Genomic DNA, 21,911 nt, shown 5'->3' on the forward strand with positions numbered 1-21,911 from the left:
GGTCACAGCAAGCCCTCCAGTTTGGAAGCGTCAAACTTCGGACCGGCCTCAAGTTCAACACCCGTTTTGGACATGCGAACCTCGACGCCCGCTTCCAAGAGCGCGGTTTTGAGAGCGTCCACGGGCGCGAAGTCTTTGGAGAGTTTTGCGGCATTCCGAAGCGCATCTAGTTCAACAGCCAACTTTGCCAACACTTCGCTGCCCCCCCTCCCTGAGCCATGCGGAATTGCGGATTCAATCTCGCGGCGTTTTTGCCGTGCTTCGTCCGACAAAAATCCCATAAAACGTGCGTTATCCAGAAGTTTCTGGGGTTGGTTATGCAGTGAACGAAGATACGTGAGCGCCAAGTGGGTATTCAGGTCAGCCGAAAGCGCATCAACCAATTTAGTCTCTGGGGTAAAACTTTCTTCAGCGGTAGGCTCAAGTTCCCACGTCAGATCCATCCAATATCTGAGAGTATTCTCTGCTTCTTTAGCCTTCTCCGCCGTCCAGTCCATCGGCTTGCGGTAGTGCGTGCTTAGAAACACAAAGCGGATCACTTCTCCCGGAACGGGGGCTTGGCCATCATGGCCATCGAGCAAATCGCGGACAGTAAAGAAATTGCCAAGCGACTTGGACATTTTCTTGCCCTCGACCTGCAACATCTCGTTGTGGAGCCAGTAGTTCGCGAACCCTGCCCCGTCATGGGCGCAGCAGCTTTGGGCGATCTCGTTTTCGTGGTGCGGGAACATCAAATCGTTGCCGCCGCCGTGAATATCGAAGGTCTCGCCAAGCAATTCATAGGACATGGCCGAGCATTCGATATGCCATCCGGGGCGACCATAGCCCCACGGGCTGTCCCATCCGGGTTGACCCTCCGAGGATGGCTTCCACAGCACGAAATCCATCGGGTTGCGTTTGTAAGGGGCGACCTCGACCCGTGCGCCTGCGATCATGTCGTCGATGCTGCGCCCCGACAGCTTGCCGTAGTCCTTGTAGCTTTCCACCGCGAAGAGCACATGCCCCTCGGCGACATAGGCATGACCGCTCTCGACCAATCCCTCGATCATCGTGATCATCGCGCCGATATATTCCGTCGCCCGTGGCATCTTGTCAGGATCAAGCGCGCCCACGGCCCGCATGTCGTCGAGATACCACTGCATCGTCTCATCGGTGATCTCGCGAATGGAGCGCCCCGTCTCTGCGGCCTTGGCGTTGATTTTGTCGTCCACGTCGGTGAAATTGCGCACGTAAGTGACGTGATCCGCGCCATAGACATGACGCAAGAGCCGATAGAGCACGTCAAACACAATGACAGGCCGCGCATTGCCGATATGGGCGCGATCATAGACCGTCGGGCCACAGACATACATGCGGACATTGTCGGGATCTATAGGCACAAAGACGTCCTTGTGACGGGTCTTTGTGTTGGTCAGTTTGATCTGTGTCTGGCGGTCAGTCATAAGCGCTCAAAAGCCTCTCGTCGGGTGTCCCCGCGGGCTTATCAGCTTCACAATTCAGATGAAAGAGACGAGGACCCGCAGAACGTTGTTCAGCGGATAATGCAGATGGTAATGATGGATGCACGGTTCGTCATGCCCGCGACACTAACGGCGCTTTTGCCCCTTGCAAACCCTTTTATGCGCGGCCACGGTGCGCCCTATGACAGATACGCCCAAAACACCGCCCCAAACCGACCCGATCCACGACGTGCCCGAGGGCATCGAACAGTTGCTTGAGATCATGCGCCGCTTGCGCGATCCCGAGGGCGGCTGCCCGTGGGATATCAAGCAGGATTTCGCGACGATCTCCCCCTACACGATTGAAGAGGCCTATGAGGTCGATGATGCGATTGCGCGGGGCGATATGGAGGACTTGAAATCCGAGTTGGGCGATCTGTTGTTCCAATCGGTATTTCAGGCGCAGATTGCCGCCGATAAGGGGCTGTTTGATTTTGATGACGTGGCCAAGAGTATCGCGGCCAAAATGATTTCGCGCCATCCACATGTCTTTGGCGACGAGAGCAACCAGAAGTCGCCAGAGCAACAGACGATTGACTGGGAGCGCGAGAAAGCCGCCGAGCGCAAGCGGCGCGGCGAAACACGGGTGCTTGACGGAGTGGCGATGGGCTTGCCTGCCCTGATGCGGGCGCAAAAGCTGCAAACACGCGCGGCGCGGGTGGGCTTTGACTGGCCCGATGCTTCGCATGTCCTCGACAAAATCCGCGAAGAAGCCGCCGAATTGGAAGAGGCCCGCGACACGCTCACGCAGGCGGAGGTGTTCGAGGAGTTCGGAGATCTGCTGTTCGTCGTTGCCAATCTTGGCCGTCACTTGGGTGTCGATGCCGAGGAAGCTCTGCGCGCAACCAATGCTAAATTCATACGTCGCTTCAATGCTGTAGAAGATAGGCTTGCAGCAAAGGGAAAAGCGCCAAGCGACAGCGATCTGGCCGAAATGGACGCGCTCTGGGATGCGGTGAAGGTCGAGGATAAAGCGGGAAAGCTCTGAGTTCTCCCGTCATAAAATTGTAATCCTGATATTTTCAGTCAGCTATTGACCAAGCATTTTTGTCAGATTAAAAGCGCCTCAACCAAGGAGGCACTCCATGCACATCAAACACACCATTCTCGCCACGACCACCGTCCTTATGTCCCTGCCAGCCGTTACGGCAATGGCCGCAGACGTGAACGTCTATTCCTACCGTCAGCCCGAGCTGATCGCTCCCCTGACAGAGGCATTCACCGAAGCCACAGGAATCAACGTCAATGTTGCCTATCTCGAAAAAGGCATGGTTGAACGCCTAAAGGCCGAGGGCGACCGCTCCCCTGCCGATGTGATCCTGACCGTCGATATTTCTCGTCTGGCCGAAGCCGTGGATGCGGGTGTGACGCAGCCCGTTGTGACCGACAAATTGCAAGCCAATGTGCCCGCCAAATATCACGATCCTGAGGGCCAATGGTGGGGCCTGACCACCCGTGCCCGTATCGTTTACGCGTCTCGCGACCGCGTCGCCGAGGGTGAAGTGACCACCTACGAAGACCTCGCAGACCCCAAATGGAAAGGCCGCATTTGCACCCGCTCAGGCACGCACACCTATATGATCGGCCTCACCTCCGCTTATCTCGCCCACCACGGCGAAGAGGACACAAAAGCGTGGCTTGAAGGCGTCAAAGCCAACCTTGCGCGCAAACCCCAAGGCAACGACCGCGCTCAGGTTAAGGCGATCTGGGCAGGCGAATGCGATATCTCGCTTGGCAACACTTACTACATGGGCAAAATGCTCGCCGATCCGGAACAAATCGAATGGGCCAATAGCGTTCGCCTCGACTTCCCCACATTCGAAGGGGGCGGCACACACGTCAACATCTCTGGCGTAGCGCTGACCAAAGCGGCCAAGAACTATGACGAGGCCGTGCAGTTCATCGAATATCTGACCTCGCCAGAGGCACAGGAAATCTACGCCGAGGCCAACTCGGAATATCCGATTGCGCCAGGCACGAAAGCCACTGATCTGGTTGCGAGCTGGGGCACATTCGAACCAGACGAGCTCAACCTGATGGAAATCGCCACCCACCGTGGCGACGCGCTTCGCCTGACCGAAGAGGTCGATTACGACGGCTAATGTCGTAAGACCAAACACAAGACCCACCATACGCTCCCGCCTCAAACCCAACTGAGGCGGGAGTTTTTTATTTGAAAACAACAGGAAACATCACGCAGGCAATGTGTCACTTCACGTCATATTGACTTGGGAAAATACTATTTTCAGAAACACTGCATTTTATCAATTGACAGTGCAGCGCCTCTGCGCCACCTTCACAGGCATGAAACACGCAATGCCCATGACTGCTTATTATTGGTCCGATCTCATATAGAGAGCGGCCTGTCGTCATGGAAAAATGAAAGGTCGCCGCAGGGCGGCTTTTTTGTTTTTCGAACTCCCTGTGGCGCACATAGGAGAGTTAAGATGAAACACGATACAACCCTGCCCCACACCCGACATACCACGCCTGCGGGCCTCACCATCCGACCCGCGCAATGGGCCGATAAATCTGCCCTTCTGACCATGATCGCCGCCCTTGCGCAGCATCACGGCGAGGCCGCGACACTCGACCTGCCCGCGCTCGTGCATTTGCTAAAGGCCGACATGCCGTGGTTAAAACTGATCGTAGCCGAGAAAGACGGGCGTGTGATCGGCTACGCCGGTCTCACCGGCGGGATGCGGCTGCAATTTGGCGAGCGCGTCATGGACCTGCACCATCTCTTTGTCGATGAGGCGCACCGCGGCATGGGCGTGGGACGCGCCTTGATCGAAGCCTCGCGCGACCTTGCCAAGAATATGGGCTGCGGTCGCATAACCGTGGGCACTATGACCACCAATGTTGCGGCGCAAAAAGCCTACCTTGCCTGTGGATTTGATCCCGTCCCAATGACCGGAAAACGGTTTTCAATGGCGGTGGCCTGATCTCTCTCCTCAGAGCACAGGCCACAAAAAAGGGGCGGCGGAGCTCCTCCCTCTCCACCGCCCCAATGTGATCGCATACTCACTTAGAGCGCGATCACATCAACCTTTTGACCTTTGACAGCGAGGCCCACTTTGCCCTCACACAGACGCAGTGCATCATTGCCGAACACCTCGGCCCGCCATCCGCGCAGCGCATTCACATCACGCTCGCCCGCAGCAATGCGGTCCAAATCGGACGCCGACGCGATCATCTTGGCCGCGACGTTATAATTGTCTGATTTCGCCTTCAAGAGTACCCGCAACATATCGGCAAGCGCTGGATTAATCTGGAGCTTTTCCTTGCTGCGATCCGCGACAGGCATATCCTTTGGCCCATAGGCCGCTGCGGCCTTTATCGCGGCGAGAATACCGTTGGCGATGTCGCCCTTGCGAGCCTCACGCAACAACAGGCGCGAGCGCGACAAATCCTCAAAGGACTGCGGCTTGGTCGAGGCCAGCTCCAACAGAGCGTCGTCTTTATATACGCGACTACGTGGGATGTTGCGCGACTGGGCGTAGCTCTCGCGAAAGGCTGCCAATTCTTTAACAGCGGCAAGGAATTTACCCGAATTGGTGCGGGTTTTCACACGCTGCCATGCCTCGTCGGGGTGAATGACATAGGTCGATGGCGACGTGAGGATTTCTTCTTCCTCTTCGACCCATTTCTGGCGACCTGTGCGTTTGATCTCCTTGTCGAGATATTCGTAAATCACCCGCAAATGCGTCACATCGGCCAGTGCATAGGTTTCCTGTGCGGGAGTCAATGGACGGCGCGACCAGTCGGTAAAGCGCGAGGTCTTATCAAGGCTTTCCTTGGCAATCTTGCGCACAAGCGTCTCATAACCTACCTGCTCGCCAAACCCGCAGACCATCGCGGCCACTTGGGTGTCGAACAAGGGTTTGGGGATGACCTGACCCTGAATGTAGAAAATTTCGAGATCCTGACGTGCGGCGTGGAACACTTTGACCACGCTTTCGTCTTTAAACAACTCATAAAGAGGGGCGAGATCGAGGCCATTGGCCAAGGGATCGACAAGCACCGCATCTTCTTCTTCGTCACCGGGAACGGCGAGTTGAATGAGGCAAAGTTTGGAATAGTAGGTCCGCTCACGTAAAAATTCGGTATCTACGGTAACGTAATCATGCGCCTTGGCGCGGTCGCAAAAGGCTTGTAGCCCTTCGGTCGTTTTTACTGTGATCATGCTGACTTCTTTATACTGCGGTGCGGGGTCATCCCGCGCGTCGTGGAAGCCTCTTACGCAGTTTTTGCAGAAAAGGAAAGCAGGTTGCCCCTTCTCGGTGCGCAGCAGCCCTAAAGATCAACCCGCGCGCGATCGCCTTCGATGAAGCGGCGCAGGGTTGCAGGGTAAATCAGATGCTCTTTGGGCAGGACACGCGCCGCCAGATCGTCAGGTGTATCACCCTCAAGGATCGGAACCCGCGCCTGTGTCAGGATCGGGCCACCATCAAGTTCGGCCGTCACCTCATGCACCGTGCACCCCGCCTCTGCGTCCCCTGCCTCAATGGCGCGCGCATGGGTATGCAGGCCTTTATATTTCGGCAAAAGCGAGGGATGAATGTTGAGCATCCGACCCGCATAATGACTGATAAAGGCAGGCGTCAAAATCCGCATAAAGCCCGCAAGCGCAATATAGTCGGGCGCATGGGCATCAATGGCGCGGATCACTGCCGCGTCAAACGCGTCGCGGTCGCCCTTGAACTCTTTGTGGTCCACCACCGCCGTAGGAATGCCCATCTCGGCAGCACGGGCCAACCCGCCCGCATCAGGCACGTTAGACAGTACCAAACAGGGGCGCGCAGGGTGATCCCCGACCATAGACTGGGCCAAGCTCACCATATTGGAGCCACCGCCCGAGATCAGGATCGCAACGCGCTTGGTCACACCAATGTGCCCTCATAGGTCACGCCGCCGCCCGTGGTCACGGTCCCGAGCGTGTACACCGTTTCACCTTCGGATTCGAGCAATGCGGTGAGCGCCTGTGCCTTGTCCGCATCCACCACGGCAATCATGCCAATGCCGGAGTTGAAAGTCTTGAGCAACTCATGTTGTGACAGTTGCGCCGTCTCGCTAAGCCATTTGAAAACGGGTGGCAGGGTCCATGCAGTCAGGTCAATGTCGGCCCCAAGTCCCTCAGGCAAAACGCGTGGCAGGTTCTCGGTCAGGCCGCCGCCAGTGATATGGGCCAGCGCGTGAACGCCACCAGAGCGGATCGCGGCCAAGACGGATTTCACATAAAGACGTGTGGGTTTGAGCAATTCGTTGCCGAGCGTGTCGTCGGAGAACGGCGCGATGTCGGTCCAGCGAAAGCCGGATATATCAACCGTTTTACGCACGAGCGAATAGCCGTTGGAATGCACGCCATCCGACGCAAGACCGAGCAGAACATCACCCACTTTGACGCCAGAAGGCAGATCGGAGCCACGTTCCATTGCTCCAACAGCAAAGCCCGCGAGATCGAAATCACCATCTTCGTACATGCCCGGCATTTCCGCCGTCTCGCCACCAATCAGCGCACAGCCTGACAGCTCGCAGCCCTTGGCGATGCCTTCAATGATAGAGGCTGCATTATCGAGCTTGAGCTTGCCCGTAGCGAAATAGTCGAGGAAGAAGAGCGGCTCGGCCCCCTGACAGACCAGATCGTTGACGCACATAGCGACAAGGTCGATTCCAACAGTGGAGACGTTGTCGGTGTCGATGGCGATGCGCAACTTGGTACCAACCCCATCAGTGGCAGCCACGAGGATCGGATCGTCATAGCCTGCACCCTTGAGGTCAAACATAGCGCCGAACCCGCCAAGGCCCGACATAACGCCTGCCCGCTTGGTCGCTTTCGCAGCGGGTTTGATGCGCTCGACGAGCGCGTTGCCTGCGTCAATATCCACGCCTGCGTCGGCGTAGGTGAGACCTTTTTTGCCACTCATCACGTCGCTCCTTATTTGGTTGGCTTCCGATAGCCCACCCTTGGGCTTTTGACAACTCCTCCCCTTGACAAAATCGCCACCCGCCTCGCCTATACTTGTATGTGGGACACTCTCGATTACCTGTATCAAGCTCTCTTTTCGGCGCATGTCTTAATTGCGCCCGAGTATATCGTGGCCACCCTCATCATTGTTTGGCTATACTATAGGCTGGAACTGCGGCGCGGGCGTGCGACGTGCGGTTTTTGGGCATGGGCCACCCCCGCACGCATCTGGCGCCACGCCTCAACTCGTCTGGATATGCAGCTTTTTGTGATCGGCCGCGGAATGGTTGCCCTTGGCATCTTCGGGCGACTGTCTCTCATCACGGTGATAGCCGTCGCGGTCTCACGAGCCCTGTCGCCAACAAACTCCGGCGCATTGATCGGTCCGGTGGCTGTGGCCTTTCTGATGTGGTTGGCCTCGGATATGACCAGCTACTGGATGCACCGCGCCTTTCACCAGTTGCGCATGATCTGGCCGCTCCATGCGGTCCATCATAGCGCCGAAGTCATGACGCCAATCACGGCATACCGCCAACATCCATTGGCGTTGGTTCTGTCCGCAGTCATTCAAACCGCTGCCCTCGGCCTCGTGCAGGGCTTGATCGCTGCCTTTCTTGCCCCCGACACAGCGGCCGCCACATTCGCGGGCGTGAATCTCTTTGCAATGGCTGCCAATTTCGCAATGGCCAACCTGCACCACAGTCATATCTGGATGCGCTATCCCGCGTGGCTCGAACGGGTGGTCATCTCACCCGCGCAACACCAAATCCACCACTCCACCCTTCCCGCTCACTACAATAGCAATTATGGTCAGACCCTCGCTCTATGGGATTGGGCGTTCGGAACGTTGATCCGTTCCGCAGGCCATGAACAGCCCCCCATTGGCCTCACCGACCCCGAGGACGCTCCACTGATGCAGCATGATCTAGCGTCTACGTTTTTGTACCCTCTCAAACGGATTGTCAGTCTCGGGAAATAAATCCCTGCGCCTTAGCTACAGAACGCGCTCACGAAAAAGGGGCCCGCCAAATGCGCGCCCCTCATGATCTATACATAGAAATCGCCTATCAAGCCTTGCTCTAGAACTTTTTAAGCAATTTGCCTTTGGGCTTTTCAAATGCTGCATCCGTGTCTTTGGTGGACATGGTTGTTCCGCCCTTGCCTATGGTCGAGCCAATCACATAGGCCACAAACAGACCCAAAATAACGGCGCCAACTTTGTCACCCGACGACGTGGATGGCTCAATCATAATTCTTTCGCCCGCCAACAGAGGCTGTACTGCGACAACGAGAAAGCCCGCTGCGCCAAGAAGTGTCTTTTTCATCATTTATGTCCTGTTTTTTCACAAATATATCTTTGAAAGTGGCTTCGTACGCCAAACCCGACATCTTCGGCGTTGACAAACAAACGAGCATTCCGCCCCACTGTGTCGAGCGTGAGGGCAAAGTTACCAGACTGTCAACAAATACCTGTACGCGGCCGAAGTCGAACAATACGTACCTCACGCCTCAAACCCTCTTGACCCCGCCGCACCTCCACAATAGTCAAGGCTTCGGCGGGCCTGTAGCTCAACTGGTTAGAGCAGAGCGCTCATAACGCTTTGGTTGCGGGTTCAAGTCCTGCCGGGCCTACCAAAATTCATAAAAATCAAACACTTACCGCCAAAGTGGGAAACCGAGAAACCCACAAAACACCATGAACATTCAGGGAATCTTTCCCACTTTTTGCGAGAACATACCATCGAACGGCAGCGCAGAAGCGATGGCTTGGCCAGTTGTTCTGGCAAATGATTTAGACTAACAAAGGAGGATAAGGCGACACGGGGATATTGGCACAAACCTAAGACCTACCCTCGGTGTCGCACGGTGGCGTCCAGCGAATGCGTAAGCGGCGCTGCCACAATCCGACATAAGCCCGGATCAGGTTGCGCCAGTAGCAACACACTCGGCCTTATGGTCCTCATTGTTCGTGAGGTCTTTACGCAGGTTCCACGGCGCATTCGCCGCGCGCCAATCGATTTCCTCCTGGGAGAACCGCCGAACATCGTAGAGATCGCAGAACAGCGGCCCCTGATAGGACGGAGCTTCGTCAGAACGGAAGCACCCACTCAAAAGCACGGTCGCGCAGATCATCGGGGCCAAGCATATCAATTTCATCGGATCGGTCCTCATGTTCGGTTATGTCGGATTGCCGCGCCTCACACGCGGCGACAGTGGCGGCCAGAGCCGCGTTTTTCACCTCAAGAGCGGCCTTGTCGGCTTTCAGGGCATTCACCCACGCCAAAAGCCCCAATGAGGCCACGAGGCCCGCCACTGCGAGCGGGCCCGTGATGTAGGATAGGAGGCGGGACAGCATCACAGCGCCCCTAAGCAAAGATCGCGCTCGGCGGCGCGTCGGTTCGTCAGGCCGCGCACAACGCGCTCGCCCGCTCGGTTCCACCGTGGCAGCTCATTACAAGCCCCGACCAGATCGCCCGCATTCAGCTTGCGCACAAGCGTAGAGCCGCATGAAGCCCCCACCCCGACGTTGTACGTCCACGAAATCAGCGCCACCGACATATCACGCGGGATTGTCGCCTCTACATCGTCAGAGATACACGCAGACAGCCCCGAAGCGTGAGCCAAAAGCTCTCGGGCCAATAGTGTGTCGCATTCCTCATTTGTCGCCGTGTCCCCCATTTCCACGCCAAGCGTCACGCCGTCGCAGATCGTCGCGACCCCGACAATATCCCGATAGGCCTTCAAACTGCGCCCCTCGAACTGTGACACGACAGGAATCGCCGCAGCCAACGCCGCAGCCGACAAAATACCGAACGCGCCGCGCCGCCCGATCCCCCCGCTTTCGTCTTTGCGGTAGCTCGACCACCGCGACCCGCGCCACCATTCCCGCCCTTTGATCAAAAGCGTAAACAGCGCAATCAAAAGACCGAGTGTCGGAATGAGAACCTGGTTAAGTATCGTCGCGTAGGTGTCGGGCGACGGGACGAAAATAGGCCACGCCACTGACCCCCCCGCGATGCCAAGTGCTTTCGGTGCCGTGAGTGCCTGTTCGATTTTGCTCATCTGCCTGTAATCCTTTTCGTTCGGCATAAAAAAGACCCGCTCGATGGCGGGCCGTTCGGTCGTGGGAGTTGGTGGGGCGTTCGCTACGCTTGCGCGAACGCCTTCACGTCTTCGGGCGTGGCGTCGATCACCGCTTGCGCGGCGTCACGCTCGGCGTCGTCGGCTACAATCAGGGGATTGGGAACCTGCTCGGCCTCACCTTCCTCATTCATGCGCTCGACGGTCGGCTCTAGCGGCTCGATTGCGGGCGTTATGACCGTCTCGACAATCTCCGCGCCCTCTTCGTCGAAGAGACCCGTGGGAACCTCGCGCGACGTTTCTGGCCGCCCATCAGCGAGGCGGTACTTGGCAAGGCGCTCGACCGCCGCGCGGTATGCGGCCAGTTGGATGTTGAAGATGTTGTTTGCCTCATTCACCACGTTGTCGTTGAGCCATTGATTTGCCCACTCGGCATATGCCTGTGATCCCGTCAGCAAGCCCGCCTCACGCTCATATTGGGCCTTCTCGGCGTCGAAGTGCCGCAGCCCGCGCTTGATCGCTTGGCGCTTGGTCATTGGAGGATCGCCCTTTTGGATGAAGACCGTCATCACACCCCCCCTTCGCATATGATCCCCACGTCAACGGTTGACGGAGCGACCGCAAATTCGACCGTGTAGACGAACCCGTCGAAGGTGACGGTGTAGTCCTCGCTCGCGCCCTCGCGGTAGAGCGCCCCGTCAACGTAGACGAACTTCGGCTTCCATCCGTGCGGTAAGGCAAAAGACGTGTCCGCCCCATTGCCATCGAACCAAAACGGCTCTTGGCGTCGCGCAACCTGCGCTCGAAGTTTGTTCAACTCTTCGCGCAGGTTCATTTCTTCCTTTGAAACTTTGACCGTCATTGCTCAATCACCATCCCATTTTTTGCGTCAATGAATGTCGTCACCGCGTCTTCGGTGTTGTCCACACGCCGCAGCCCTTGGAACACCGACCGCCCGTCCGAAGTGCCAACATGGAGCAAGCCCGTGTCGGGGTCTGCGGCAATGGCTTTCACGTCGCTAGACGCCCCGTAGAGGGTGCAAGCCGCGCCCTCTGCAAAGAGGTGCTTTTCATCCTCGTAGATTTTGCGGATTTGGTCCGCTGACGGGGCCGTGGCGGATATGCGAATGAGGGAAATACCCTTCATAAATGCATTAGCGCCTAGAGAGGTGGAGTGTCCGATTTCAGTTGTATACGCACCAGATACATCAGCGGGGGCCGCAATTTGTGCCTCAACGACACCGTTGAAGTAGACGTAAACCACCCCATCCTTGCGGACGGCAGCCACATGGACCCAATCATCATAAATTCCAGAAACCCCATAAAGGGTAGTGCCACCGACACGAAAAATTATCATTGGCGTGGAACTTGTGGACCCTTTGTATAGATGGAAACCTGTCGCAGCCGTTGCCCCGCGAGACAGAATTACGGCGGTAGAAAGGATAGTGGCCCCCTTCACCCACCCCATCACACAGAAATCGCCCGTGCCGAAGTCCAGATCTGGATTGAGGGGCTGCGAAAGGTAATTCGATGCGCTGAACCCCGAATAAGCGACCAGTTCCGCACCTGTCGCGACGGGGGTGCGTGTAATTGTGCCGTTGACTGTCAGGCCGTTGCCATTGTGGGAGCGGTCGGGATCTGTGCCACCCACCAAGTCGCTCGCGTCCGTGTCGGCCAACCAAGCGCCCTTAATGTCACCGACCATCCAACCTGTCGCGTAATCAGCAGCGGTGTAGGCGACCATACCTCTACCTTTTTCATCAGGGTCTTCGTGAACAAATGCCAGTCCATCCGACTTCGATAGGACCAAGTTGGCTCGACTACCGCACTGACCACGTAACACGGGAATTCCGCCACTTATAGTTGGGATAGTTTTCTCTGATGGCAGTGCATAGTAGGCCCGCCCCTGATAATGCGCTTCGTGGAAACCCATCCCTGACCCAGAGTAATCTGCTACAAATGCAGAAATAGAGGATACGAACACGGCATTGTTTGACCAAAAAGAAACCACGTCCCCGTCATGGATGGACAAGGACACAGCAGGAAGCCCAGAGTAAGTTTGATCAACCACCGTGCCAACGCCCGCAGGACCGTCGATGATGCTCACGCCGCCATCCGTTGCCACGGCAATCGTCGGCACCTGTAAGCCTGTTGCGGGGTCTACTGGCGCGGTCGGCAGGACGGTCATGGCAACATCGCGGACATAACCGTTGATCAATCCAAGAGAGTTAACCGCATCACTGTAGCCCTTCGCGTCTCCGCGCTCTGAAATCGAACCCAAAAATGGTCGGTATCCCGTGGTGTTTGTAACGCCGCATTCATCTAAGGGGAAATTCAAACGCCCTAGATAGGAAGTGTGACCGAAAAACACACACCCATTCTTCGCGCTTATACTCGTCATGTTAGTGTTCGTGGGGAACCTGTTCGGCCCGCTTGGAAGCCCCATCCACAACGGCATATCAGGGTCGTCACCGTCAAAAATCCAGATAGCTGTCTCCTCTAAGATAAGGATCGCCAAACTTGGGAACGGCCCTACCTCGTCATACCAAGAGGTGTGTTGGCAGCGGTGACGCCACGCGCCCCCGTCGCTGTCCTTCGACGTGTCGTAGATAAAGCCCGCAACGGCGGTGACGTTCTTGGTTTCCGCGATTGCGGCCAAGTCAATCGAGGCCACCGCAGCGTCGATGCTCGCCTGATAGCCCGCCAATGCCGCCGCGAACTCGTCGTCAATCTCGGTTTGCAGGTCAGATTTCCACTGATCGAGCGTGTCGAGGTCATTGTTTGCGCGCTCGATAAGCGCTTGCACCGCCGCGTGAAGTTCGACGTTGACGCCCGCCGTAGGCACAATCGCATAGGCTGCGCCCGATGCGGTATCGCCCGCGTAGGGCGTTGCAAGGGTGATTTCGGCGCTCGAATTGACGGTCGCGATCTCGTAAATCTCACCGTCAGGACCGATGAAGCCGTGGCCCACTTTGACAGGTGTGCCGCCCCAATTTGTGCCGCTCCCCGTGACCGTGGCCGATCCTGACGTGACCGTGGCGGTGCCTGTGCGATACCATGACATGCGTGTTTTCTCCTAGCGATTGGGCATGAAAAAGCCCGCTCGATGGCGGGCGGTTGTGAGTTTCCGTTGAGTGATGCGACCTACGAAATGTCCCGTGACACGAAGATCATCACGTCGTTTTGGATATAGTCGGTGTTGTTTCGCGGGTTGTTGTTCGTGGTCTTCACCACAACAGAGTTTCTCGAAATCCGTATTGTGGTGTTATTGATCTGCCCGATACTCAAGGTGCGACGTCGCCAATACCAGTGCCCACCAGTCCGGTACCAATCGTCGCGATATGTGTGCAGCGCAGGTGCGGCGATCCAACAATTCGGCATGGACTCTGGCAGCGTCACATCAACATGGGTGTTGTTGTCCATAATGTCTTCAATCGTGTCTTGATCGAGCAGTATGGTCATGGCGATTGGCGGCGCTTGATAACGACTGTCATAGACCACATCGCCGTCACCGTTCAAAATTCGCATTCCGTAGTTTTCGCCCGCTTGCTCCTCAACCATCACATCGGGAGAAAACGGGGTCACAAGCATATATGGGACAGATACATTTCCAACCGTCCAGACGTGAGGAAGGGAACCCGTCGCGATGTTATCCAGTTCCCAAACGGTCTCCATCGAGAGCGTGATGTTGGCGTGACCATAGGTCTGATAGAAACAAAGGCTTTCCTTCGACGCGAACGCTCCCGTTAGCACTGGCATGGATAGATACTGCGCCCATGAATAATGGGATGGCATGACATTGAAATACGTGAACGAGATGGGCGGGATTTGGGGAGAATGGATCGCGGGATATGTGTTTGCCCCCAGACGTTGCGAAATAAATTGCCGCAGATCACCTAAAGCCTCCAATGTCCATTCATCATTGGATCGCGCAGTTGGAGAACCTGCTTTCAGAGCATTGAGATACTTTGTCGTCATGCCCGTTTCAGCCACCATCAGGACGCGGCTATCCTGATCGACAACTTGAGCGCCAAGTGAATTTATCAACTTCATTCCATAAGACATTTAAACATCCACCCGTCTATTTGTCGTTACGATATTGATATAATAGTCGTTACGCATATCAGCGTGGTCCAAGTCCAAGGGCCACCCCGCAGGCATTGACTGGATCGCAATAGTCATCACCTTCGTGCTGTTGTCCCATGTGATAGATGGAAGCCCCGTAGTATTGGCAATGGTGCTTAGGTTGATGTTATAGCTGTAAATTGGATCAGTTGGGTCGGTTGGGTCGGAGTCATCATCGTAGCGATTTGATCCACTAGCCAGAAACACACACGGCACCACGTAGAACATCATCTTCGTATCATCGAACTCTGGTATCGAGACGGTGCCCGCGAAGTTGTAGGCGAACTTTTGCGACCAGATGAGTTGCGGGAAAATCTCGTCCTCCCGCAACCGCACCTGCCCGTCCCGCTTGGTGATCCGAATGCCCATCATGCCGTCAAATCTCCGATGTGAACGCGCAACGCGCCCGTATCGTCAAAAACCTTGATGAAGTCGTCCTTGATTTCGACGCGCTCCCCGCTCTCCGCTGATTTGAAGTGACCGAGCGTGGCAGTAATCGCAGACAACCTCGTCACGTTCATCATGGGGGCCGTCACCGTGCCGTCGAGCAAGATGTATTCCGCAGAAATCCGCGCAGCCGACACCGACTCTCCCGTGGGATCATTGGCCGCGACAAGCTCCAATTCCGCCCCTGACGAGCCCGCCTTCGTCCGAAAGGTGATCGAAGCGCCGAGCTTTCCGTTAACATCAGCAACCGCCGTTTGTGCCGCTGTGGCGGTGGCCTGTGCGGTTCCCGCCGTTGCCACAGCCGTCGAAATCTGCCCCGCAAGAGCCGTGTCCGCGTCGCTGCGAGCCTGTTGCTCCGCAGTGATCGCCGCCCCATTGTCACCAACCAAAGTCGCAATCGCATTGAGAGAATTCGCAAGAGCTACGTCGCCATCAGCCCGCGCCTGTTGCTCCGCAAGGACAAGGGAATTCGTCTCACCAATGCTCGCTTGAAGTTCGAGCTTGGCCTCGGCCAGTGCCTCCTGCCCCTCGATCAGCTTCGCGGTCAATTCGCTCTCGGCCCGCGCAATGTCTCCCTTGTTCTTTTGATCCTTGCGATAACCGTCGAGCAGTCCGAGCGTCGCGTCTTCGGCGTGCTTTTCAAGCTCATCGAAAGCGATCCTGACCTGGTTCTCGATCTCACTTGCAGCATCAGCAGCAGCCACCCCTGCTGCGATCTGATCTTTGATGTACTGCGCCAAATCCTCGGAACCCACACCGACATTTGGCGGAGTGACATTCACCCATGCCGACCACGCAGAGAGAGGCGTGATGGCAGACAGCAATTCAGCACGCACATCATAGGACTGGCCGCCGATGACATTGTGCACAAACCACGGACCACCATCACCGAAGGGCGCAGTCTCGTCATATACAATCACGCCATTGAGCCGCGCCTGAATGCGAATGTTCGTAACGCCAATCTCATCTGTATCGCAGGAAACTTTGATCGCCGATCGACGTGACACGCTGTCCGCATCCTCAATGGCGATACCAACGGCTGCGAAATTCGTGATGGCCTGCGTCGGCACCTCACTTGGACGAGGATCGATGATCGTGACCTCTTTCTCGTAATTCGCATCCCAGTCGTAATCGCTCGGATCGATCTCACTCAAAGTTACGAGAACATTCATGCCGGGCGTTTTGCTGACATTCGTGACGAGGAACAGCTTGTTCGCGTAGCCGTTGCGCTCACTGGTCCAGGACACACAATCAACCAGAGGCTCCAGTGCGTATGCATCAGGCGGCAGATAGAACTGGTGCTGACGCATCCGGCGATAATCTCGCATCTGCGACCGCATGAGACGCTGCACCTGGTACGCATATGGACAAGCCGCATAGCTGAGAGACGTGGGCATGTAGCGCCCACCATCCTCGTCTGTCGCGTCATCATCGATGTATTCTGGCGCATCCTTGCTCGACCACTTTTCATCAGGCTCAGGATATGTTGCAGAGATCGAGTTGAAGGTGGACGAGATCGGCAGGAATGGCGTGAGACTTTGGCTTTCTGTCGTGATGATGTCAGCGTCCGTGATGCCAAGCACCGCAGCCGTTGGCACATCGACAATCGGCTTGAGCTTACCACCAACCTCGGCAAAGCGCATATTCGACGCGAGTCCAATTTCTTCCAACAGATCGGCAGGTGTCGTATCCACAGTGACGTTTGCGCCGCAGCGGTATGCCGCCTCCGATCCGCCCCCTGATCGAGCGACGGACGCATCATCAGCATTCATTGCCGCAACCCATTCGGCCAAAGGCAGCCGCCATGCGTCGAGGTTCCTGCCCCCGTAAACCCACTCGGACCCGAAATAGATTCCGCGCGCAACATTGTAGGCAATCACAGCGGGGTTCGTCGTTGGCTCGTATGTATCGCGATCACCCCATCTATGCGACCCCACGCCACCAACAGAGCTGTCCAGGCGCGGATCATACATAGGCAGAGGCTCAGGCTCGAACATACACGATGGCAAAGAGGTCTGCGTGTCCTTGTCATACTGCGAAGTTACAATCGCATAGGTCTTTCCTGTGCCGATATGCGCCGATGTCCACGGATAATCACCCGACCCGAAGGCCCACTTCAGGAAAGGATCGGCCGCGGACTGCGTTCCATCCACCCATTTGATCCAAAGACGATTACCACCATCATTGTTGTTATCGAGAACATCACCAACAATAACCTTTCCGCTCGGCGCGCTTCCTGCCTTGGATATGGAAGAGACACCACCGGGACTGCCAGACACATAACCAATATCGCCCGTAAAGTCTCCCCGCTCATCGTTGATCCAGACATCGCTAAACCCTTGCGGCAAGCTGGACACCTCGAAAACTTCGGTGATGAAGCGCGTATTTTTCCCCCACGATCCGCGATATTTCAACTTACCCGCAGTCGCATACTTCCCCACGATGAAATTCAGCGACGTATCGTCTCCAAACTCAACGTCAGACTGGACTGATGTTGACGGCCCCTTCTTCTTTCCCGCCAGCGCGGTAGCGAGAAGATTGAACCCCACACCAATAGCAGCCTGCACAAGAGCGCCAGCCACACCGCCAGCCGCAATGGTGCTGCTGATCCACGTAAACACGCCGGCCAATGGACCCGCAAAAGCAGGCGAGGCCCCGAACGCGATCAGCGCCGAGGTTGTCAGGAGTAACTTTTTCATGAGTATCAACCGACCTTAAAAGCCCGAACCATTCGAGAGCGCGGAATGCGTCCCTGCCCTTCACTCGTAAGGATGATCAGAGACGACACATCGACCACCGCCATAGCTTCAAGAAATTCATCATCGGACTGGACCACCGCTATATCGCCAACCCCTGCCATGAGAAGATTGTCGTACTCAGGAAGCTCTGCAGCGAAGGCATCGCCAACGTTATCGAACCCGCGCTTTTTCAGCGCCCGAAGCGCCCCCTTGTTCGTCTTGTATTTGCCGCGCCACCCCTTACGAAGGTCCGCCCCTGTGATTGCCTCGACCGCACCACAAGCCAGACCAAGAGCACAATCATGCTTCCCCCAGGCAAAACCATCGCGGCGCGTCTCATCCAGAAAGGCAGACAGGCGACCACGCCAATCGTGGCGGCGCTTTAGCTCTTGTACCATTGAATATCCCACCCTTCGATTGTTGACGAATACTCGCAGAAGCGATCACCAGCGGATCGCCGCTTTTGATGTGCGTCCGAGCTTTTCGCGGGGTTCGTGGCCGTGAGTTGGTGCATGATTTCCGAGCGGATCGACAGCGTATACTCACCGCCACCTCCCGCAGCCGGGGTGTTTAAGTTCCCCTCATCCACGATCCCAACCCACTGCAATTGTGGGGCAGAGACAAACGCTCCGCCGTTCATTGTTGTCGCGTGAATTTCCGCATGAGCAAGGCGAAGGTTGGTATTCCGCGCCGCCTCTTGTGCCGCCACTGTGATCTGGCTCAGGCTCACACTCACCGCGTTGTCAGTCAGATCAGAGACATACTGAATCCCATCGACCGACAGATTGCACCCGCCATAGTATGACCGCGAAACAGTCGAAAGCCCGTCAGGAGAAACGACAGAAATCGTCAAATCCTCGTCGCCAGTCCAAAAACCTATGCTCTTGACCCCATCTGTAACGATGTCCCGACCGACCAACCACAGGAAGTAAACAGGCGCAATCGCCCCGTCCCGTGCCTGCGCCAGACTGGTGATGAAATTAGGATCGAGCGTCTGCATCAGAAAGGCCTTTGCAAGAGTGACAGTGATGATCCAGATGAAAACCCGCCGAGCTGGTCAGTCGCAGGCGTGAAGCTCTCCACGATGACTTTCAAAACAGGCGCGACAAGCTCGACATCATCCCCGACTTCCACCCCGAGCGAGACCCACGGCGCCACCATCACCGCCTCCGTGTCCCCATTGCCATCAGCGACCGCATCCTCCGCGATCTCTCCGAGGTAGTAATGCCCGGACCCGAAGGCGACAGAGAAACGATCCCCCGCTGAAAGCGTGTAACCCGATGGCAGGCCAGAGAAAGACACCTGCGTCCGATCTGACGAAATGGAGCCAACCTTGACCGCGCTCGCACCGAGAACAGCCCCGCCCTCATCGGCAGCAGGCCCCTTGTAGGCAGGATCGGCAAAAAGAAAATCGTGCTTTTGCCCCTGCAAAGCCCCCACCTTCGCCCTCACCGAGCGAGTCTCTTGCGAAAGATATTTGCGCAACGGGACATTGAAGGCCCACAAAGGCTTGGAAAGCTCCGCGCTCCACATACGGCCATCACCTGATCCAGATGCCTCATCATAGCGCCGCAGGGTTGCGGTTGGCGTTGTGACCTTGAGAACGTCGGAGAGATACGACAAAGGAAATGTGGTCATGATCGCTTCCTCGGATAGTTGCTGTATTGCTCAATTTGGCCTGGGATTGACTTGATAACCGCTTTCCCCATGTCAGATGCGGATTTGTCGGAAATCTCTTTCACGTGAACATCGAAATAATCGCTTGGCACAACCTCGACCTGCGTTCTGCTAACGCCACCACCCATGCGGTCAGCCATGCGGTTGGACACGTCATGCGGGATGATCCGAGTGCCACTTGGCAGGTCTACGATTTCACCGCCGCGCTCGTTGATCGAGGTCAAGCCGCCGCGCCAGTTGCTCGTGCCGTTGGCATTCGCTCCGATACCGAGTCCACCAAGAATGGAACCAACGATGCCGCCAAGACCACCCCCGCCACCGCTACCGCCACTCCAAAGAGTATTAAACGCGCTATCAAGCAGCATATCCGCGACCTTGTTCAGCACGGACGCAGCAGCCTCGCCAAAGCTCTTGACGCCAGTAAGCAGGTCTTTGAAAGCACCTCCAACGGTGTCCTTCATGCTGTCCGCAGCAGTCTCGACCTTTTTCACGCCATCAGCCGCTTTTCCACCCGCACTTCCGAGCTGATCCATTGCCGCCGCAGCAGGCGCAGCCACAGGTGGTATTTCTGCAATCTCTTCTTTCGAGCCAGTGACAACCTCTTTGAGCTTTTTCCACGCCGTCATAGGGCGGTCAGCCGCGCGAGCGAGCATGGTGCCCGCCTCGCGGTATGCGTCAGCCTGCGCAGCCAACTCGTCAGATGTGCCAGTGAGCGATGACAGAAGCCCCTCGGGCTGATTGAACGTGTCTGTCTGGAACCCCTCTAAAAAAGCCGCCTTGGCCTGCTCCGCGAGGCCTTTAGCCTCACCCGCAAAAGGATTATCCACACCCGCAAAGCTGATCGAATCCGCAAGCGCCGTGCCCTTAAGGCCGAGCTTTTCGCCTAGCCAGCTATCAGCCGCCCCTTGCGTCAGGCTGTCGATCAGGCCCGCAGCCTTCTTGACCATAGCCTCGACACCCTTGACCGTGATGTTGGCCGCGCCATAGACCACATCACCCATCGATGATGGAAGCGCACTCCACACGGCCTTGATTGCCTCGAACGCGCCGCGATAAATCCCGACATATCGGTTCGCAAACTCGACACCGCCGGACACGATAGACGCCATAGCGGAATATGCGCTGGATTGAATGTCCTTCCATCCTGCCTCGATATTCGCGCTCATAATCGCGGCCTTCAACTTGATCCGGTCGAAAGCCTCCGCAGCGGCATCCTTGAGCAGACCCATTGCCTCACCAAACCCGCCAGCAGCCGTGACCAGCTTTGAGAACTGCCCGAGGAGGTAGCCAAGAACAACGCTCACACCAATAGTGGCCGCTGCCCACATAGCCCGCCAAGCCACGCCAAGACCTTTCACCGCAAGGCTCGCAACCGCCGCAGCGCGAGATTGCGCCCCAAGAGCCATCTCAAGAGCGACAGATTGTGAAACCGCCGTCGCCATGGCCCGCACAGCCGTTGCGCCAACCGCGACCGCGTATTTCGCAGTGAAGAAAGTCGCCACAACGGCGGCTGTCCCCGCCACCGTGCGCAGAGCGTCCGAGATAATGCCTGCATGTTCGTGGAACACAATCGCGACCGAAGTAACAGCAGCGGCAAGCGCCTGAATGGCTGGGACAGCCATAGCCCCTAGTGTGTTGCGCATACCTGTCACAGCCATATTCATGTCGAGCAGCGCGACCTTGCCTTCATCCAAGCCCGCCCGCATCTCATCGCTCATAGAATAGCCGACATCCTTGGCTCGTTGCGCATATTCCGCCATAGCCGCGCCGCCGTTTTGCAGGAGCGGGAGCAATGCCGTGCTGTCAGAGGCAATGGCCTCCATGTAGAAGGTCATATCTGCCTGGCTCAGATTGGCCTTTTCGAGACTATCAACGTAAAGCTGCAAAGCATCTGCGCCAGACAGTCCGCGAAATGCCTCTGCCGTGATGCCGACCTTGGGCGCAATGTTCTCGAAGAAATCGGCCATAGGACCGCCGCCCGTCTGCGTGAAGTCACCTACGCGGTCGCTCATATCCTTAAGGATATCAGCGAGCTTTCCCTGCTCAATACCGACAGACCTCGCGCCCGCCGACCACCCTTGGAATTGAGCGGGCAGCGTATTTGCCATCTGCGAAAGCTGTTTGACATCAGCCGCAGCATTAATCGCACCCACACCCATTGCCGACATAGACGCTGCAAATGTCGTGGCGAGACCCGCCGCTACCTTAACGATCTTGCTGGAAAAGGCAGTCATATCCGAGCGGGCGCTTTTCACACCCTTGGAAAACTGCGCAGAATCAAGACCAAGGTTGACGCGCAGTGCGCCGATCACAGAAGATGAAGCCATTTCAATTTCCTCAGATTTAAAAACGCTCTTAGACGCTGACGACCAACCCT

At 56.6% G+C, this 21,911-nt stretch carries 21 protein-coding genes and 1 tRNA gene; 5 read left to right on the plus strand and 17 right to left on the minus strand.

Translation table 11 applies throughout. The features are described from left to right. Positions 1–2: 2 nt before the first annotated feature. On the minus strand, positions 3–1,442 hold the full coding sequence (cysS, locus tag ACN0TS_RS00335) for a cysteine--tRNA ligase (RefSeq protein ID WP_417257330.1): 1,440 nt from the start codon (positions 1,440–1,442) through the stop codon (positions 3–5). Positions 1,443–1,641: 199 nt separating this feature from the next. Here cysS and mazG point away from each other — a divergent pair, with 199 nt between their 5' ends. The 3 genes from mazG (at position 1,642) to ACN0TS_RS00350 (ending at position 4,444) form a co-directional block, all read left to right on the plus strand. Continuing rightward, positions 1,642–2,487: a nucleoside triphosphate pyrophosphohydrolase gene (gene mazG / locus ACN0TS_RS00340; RefSeq protein ID WP_417257331.1), complete on the plus strand. Its 846-nt coding sequence runs from the start codon at positions 1,642–1,644 to the stop codon at positions 2,485–2,487. 97 nt (positions 2,488–2,584) lie between these two features. Next, on the plus strand, positions 2,585–3,601 hold the full coding sequence (locus ACN0TS_RS00345) for a Fe(3+) ABC transporter substrate-binding protein (RefSeq protein ID WP_417257332.1): 1,017 nt from the start codon (positions 2,585–2,587) through the stop codon (positions 3,599–3,601). Positions 3,602–3,946: 345 nt separating this feature from the next. Next, a complete protein-coding gene (locus ACN0TS_RS00350; protein WP_417257333.1) occupies positions 3,947–4,444 on the plus strand; it encodes a GNAT family N-acetyltransferase in 498 nt (165 codons plus the stop codon). Between the two features lie 83 nt (positions 4,445–4,527). On the opposite strand, the gene rnd is transcribed toward ACN0TS_RS00350, so the two are convergent. From rnd to purM, 3 genes are all read right to left on the minus strand, one after another. After that, positions 4,528–5,685 carry a ribonuclease D gene (rnd, locus tag ACN0TS_RS00355; RefSeq protein WP_417257334.1) on the minus strand — a complete coding sequence of 386 codons (1,158 nt, stop codon included), beginning with the start codon at positions 5,683–5,685 and terminating at the stop codon, positions 4,528–4,530. Between the two features lie 110 nt (positions 5,686–5,795). Further along, complete coding sequence (gene purN, locus ACN0TS_RS00360; RefSeq protein WP_417257335.1) at positions 5,796–6,386, minus strand: phosphoribosylglycinamide formyltransferase; 591 nt, start codon at positions 6,384–6,386, stop codon at positions 5,796–5,798. After that, a complete protein-coding gene (purM, locus tag ACN0TS_RS00365) occupies positions 6,383–7,426 on the minus strand; it encodes a phosphoribosylformylglycinamidine cyclo-ligase (protein ID WP_417257336.1) in 1,044 nt (347 codons plus the stop codon). Before purM ends, purN begins: the two co-directional genes overlap by 4 nt. Before the next feature lie 99 nt (positions 7,427–7,525). On the opposite strand from purM, the gene ACN0TS_RS00370 reads away from it, so the two are divergent. After that, positions 7,526–8,446: a sterol desaturase family protein gene (locus ACN0TS_RS00370; RefSeq protein ID WP_417257337.1), complete on the plus strand. Its 921-nt coding sequence runs from the start codon at positions 7,526–7,528 to the stop codon at positions 8,444–8,446. A gap of 100 nt (positions 8,447–8,546) precedes the next feature. Here the strand turns inward: ACN0TS_RS00370 and ACN0TS_RS00375 are convergent, their stop codons facing one another. Then, on the minus strand, positions 8,547–8,792 hold the full coding sequence (locus tag ACN0TS_RS00375) for a hypothetical protein (protein WP_417257338.1): 246 nt from the start codon (positions 8,790–8,792) through the stop codon (positions 8,547–8,549). 233 nt (positions 8,793–9,025) lie between these two features. On the opposite strand from ACN0TS_RS00375, the gene ACN0TS_RS00380 reads away from it, so the two are divergent. Continuing rightward, positions 9,026–9,102, plus strand: a tRNA-Ile gene (locus ACN0TS_RS00380). A 454-nt stretch (positions 9,103–9,556) separates the two neighbouring features. Here ACN0TS_RS00380 and ACN0TS_RS00385 read toward each other — a convergent pair. The 12 genes from ACN0TS_RS00385 to ACN0TS_RS00440 form a co-directional block, all read right to left on the minus strand. Next, the gene (locus ACN0TS_RS00385; protein ID WP_417257339.1) at positions 9,557–9,823 is read right to left on the minus strand and encodes a hypothetical protein; all 267 of its coding nucleotides are present in this window, start codon (positions 9,821–9,823) and stop codon (positions 9,557–9,559) included. Continuing rightward, on the minus strand, positions 9,823–10,530 hold the full coding sequence (locus ACN0TS_RS00390; protein ID WP_417257340.1) for a lysozyme: 708 nt from the start codon (positions 10,528–10,530) through the stop codon (positions 9,823–9,825). Before ACN0TS_RS00390 ends, ACN0TS_RS00385 begins: the two co-directional genes overlap by 1 nt. 83 nt (positions 10,531–10,613) lie before the next feature. Continuing rightward, a complete protein-coding gene (locus ACN0TS_RS00395) occupies positions 10,614–11,117 on the minus strand; it encodes a hypothetical protein (protein WP_417257341.1) in 504 nt (167 codons plus the stop codon). Next, positions 11,117–11,410 (minus strand): hypothetical protein, encoded by a 294-nt coding sequence (locus ACN0TS_RS00400; protein WP_417257342.1) that lies wholly within the window; start codon positions 11,408–11,410, stop codon positions 11,117–11,119. The genes ACN0TS_RS00395 and ACN0TS_RS00400 overlap by 1 nt, the downstream gene beginning before the upstream one ends. Beyond that, positions 11,407–13,611 (minus strand): LamG-like jellyroll fold domain-containing protein, encoded by a 2,205-nt coding sequence (locus ACN0TS_RS00405; protein ID WP_417257343.1) that lies wholly within the window; start codon positions 13,609–13,611, stop codon positions 11,407–11,409. The genes ACN0TS_RS00400 and ACN0TS_RS00405 overlap by 4 nt, the downstream gene beginning before the upstream one ends. Before the next feature lie 80 nt (positions 13,612–13,691). Next, positions 13,692–14,600, minus strand: coding sequence for a hypothetical protein (locus ACN0TS_RS00410; protein WP_417257344.1), 909 nt, complete (start codon positions 14,598–14,600; stop codon positions 13,692–13,694). A 12-nt stretch (positions 14,601–14,612) separates the two neighbouring features. Next, positions 14,613–15,044 carry a hypothetical protein gene (locus tag ACN0TS_RS00415; RefSeq protein ID WP_417257345.1) on the minus strand — a complete coding sequence of 144 codons (432 nt, stop codon included), beginning with the start codon at positions 15,042–15,044 and terminating at the stop codon, positions 14,613–14,615. Further along, positions 15,041–17,818 carry a hypothetical protein gene (locus tag ACN0TS_RS00420; RefSeq protein ID WP_417257346.1) on the minus strand — a complete coding sequence of 926 codons (2,778 nt, stop codon included), beginning with the start codon at positions 17,816–17,818 and terminating at the stop codon, positions 15,041–15,043. Before ACN0TS_RS00420 ends, ACN0TS_RS00415 begins: the two co-directional genes overlap by 4 nt. Before the next feature lie 5 nt (positions 17,819–17,823). Continuing rightward, entirely contained in the window at positions 17,824–18,255 is a 432-nt protein-coding gene (locus ACN0TS_RS00425) for a DUF6950 family protein (RefSeq protein WP_417257347.1), read from the minus strand. After that, on the minus strand, positions 18,240–18,857 hold the full coding sequence (locus ACN0TS_RS00430) for a hypothetical protein (RefSeq protein WP_417257348.1): 618 nt from the start codon (positions 18,855–18,857) through the stop codon (positions 18,240–18,242). Before ACN0TS_RS00430 ends, ACN0TS_RS00425 begins: the two co-directional genes overlap by 16 nt. Further along, complete coding sequence (locus tag ACN0TS_RS00435) at positions 18,857–19,495, minus strand: hypothetical protein (RefSeq protein ID WP_417257349.1); 639 nt, start codon at positions 19,493–19,495, stop codon at positions 18,857–18,859. The genes ACN0TS_RS00430 and ACN0TS_RS00435 overlap by 1 nt, the downstream gene beginning before the upstream one ends. Beyond that, entirely contained in the window at positions 19,492–21,861 is a 2,370-nt protein-coding gene (locus ACN0TS_RS00440) for a hypothetical protein (protein ID WP_417257350.1), read from the minus strand. Before ACN0TS_RS00440 ends, ACN0TS_RS00435 begins: the two co-directional genes overlap by 4 nt. Between the last annotated feature and the right edge of the window lie 50 nt (positions 21,862–21,911).

Origin of the sequence: Celeribacter sp. (assembly GCF_048266405.1) — a bacterium.
Lineage (GTDB): Bacteria > Pseudomonadota > Alphaproteobacteria > Rhodobacterales > Rhodobacteraceae > Celeribacter.

Bases quoted from the DNA above. Each gene is read 5' to 3' on its own strand.
- cysS (WP_417257330.1), bottom strand. From the start codon at position 1,442: ATGACTGACCGCCAGACACAGATCAAACTGACCAACACAAAGACCCGT.
- mazG (WP_417257331.1), top strand. From the start codon at position 1,642: ATGACAGATACGCCCAAAACACCGCCCCAAACCGACCCGATCCACGAC.
- ACN0TS_RS00345 (WP_417257332.1), top strand. From the start codon at position 2,585: ATGCACATCAAACACACCATTCTCGCCACGACCACCGTCCTTATGTCC.
- ACN0TS_RS00350 (WP_417257333.1), top strand. From the start codon at position 3,947: ATGAAACACGATACAACCCTGCCCCACACCCGACATACCACGCCTGCG.
- rnd (WP_417257334.1), bottom strand. From the start codon at position 5,685: ATGATCACAGTAAAAACGACCGAAGGGCTACAAGCCTTTTGCGACCGC.
- purM (WP_417257336.1), bottom strand. From the start codon at position 7,426: ATGAGTGGCAAAAAAGGTCTCACCTACGCCGACGCAGGCGTGGATATT.
- ACN0TS_RS00370 (WP_417257337.1), top strand. From the start codon at position 7,526: ATGTGGGACACTCTCGATTACCTGTATCAAGCTCTCTTTTCGGCGCAT.
- ACN0TS_RS00375 (WP_417257338.1), bottom strand. From the start codon at position 8,792: ATGAAAAAGACACTTCTTGGCGCAGCGGGCTTTCTCGTTGTCGCAGTA.
- ACN0TS_RS00385 (WP_417257339.1), bottom strand. From the start codon at position 9,823: ATGCTGTCCCGCCTCCTATCCTACATCACGGGCCCGCTCGCAGTGGCG.
- ACN0TS_RS00390 (WP_417257340.1), bottom strand. From the start codon at position 10,530: ATGAGCAAAATCGAACAGGCACTCACGGCACCGAAAGCACTTGGCATC.
- ACN0TS_RS00395 (WP_417257341.1), bottom strand. From the start codon at position 11,117: ATGACGGTCTTCATCCAAAAGGGCGATCCTCCAATGACCAAGCGCCAA.
- ACN0TS_RS00400 (WP_417257342.1), bottom strand. From the start codon at position 11,410: ATGACGGTCAAAGTTTCAAAGGAAGAAATGAACCTGCGCGAAGAGTTG.
- ACN0TS_RS00405 (WP_417257343.1), bottom strand. From the start codon at position 13,611: ATGTCATGGTATCGCACAGGCACCGCCACGGTCACGTCAGGATCGGCC.
- ACN0TS_RS00410 (WP_417257344.1), bottom strand. From the start codon at position 14,600: ATGAAGTTGATAAATTCACTTGGCGCTCAAGTTGTCGATCAGGATAGC.
- ACN0TS_RS00415 (WP_417257345.1), bottom strand. From the start codon at position 15,044: ATGATGGGCATTCGGATCACCAAGCGGGACGGGCAGGTGCGGTTGCGG.
- ACN0TS_RS00420 (WP_417257346.1), bottom strand. From the start codon at position 17,818: ATGAAAAAGTTACTCCTGACAACCTCGGCGCTGATCGCGTTCGGGGCC.
- ACN0TS_RS00425 (WP_417257347.1), bottom strand. From the start codon at position 18,255: ATGGTACAAGAGCTAAAGCGCCGCCACGATTGGCGTGGTCGCCTGTCT.
- ACN0TS_RS00430 (WP_417257348.1), bottom strand. From the start codon at position 18,857: ATGCAGACGCTCGATCCTAATTTCATCACCAGTCTGGCGCAGGCACGG.
- ACN0TS_RS00435 (WP_417257349.1), bottom strand. From the start codon at position 19,495: ATGACCACATTTCCTTTGTCGTATCTCTCCGACGTTCTCAAGGTCACA.
- ACN0TS_RS00440 (WP_417257350.1), bottom strand. From the start codon at position 21,861: ATGGCTTCATCTTCTGTGATCGGCGCACTGCGCGTCAACCTTGGTCTT.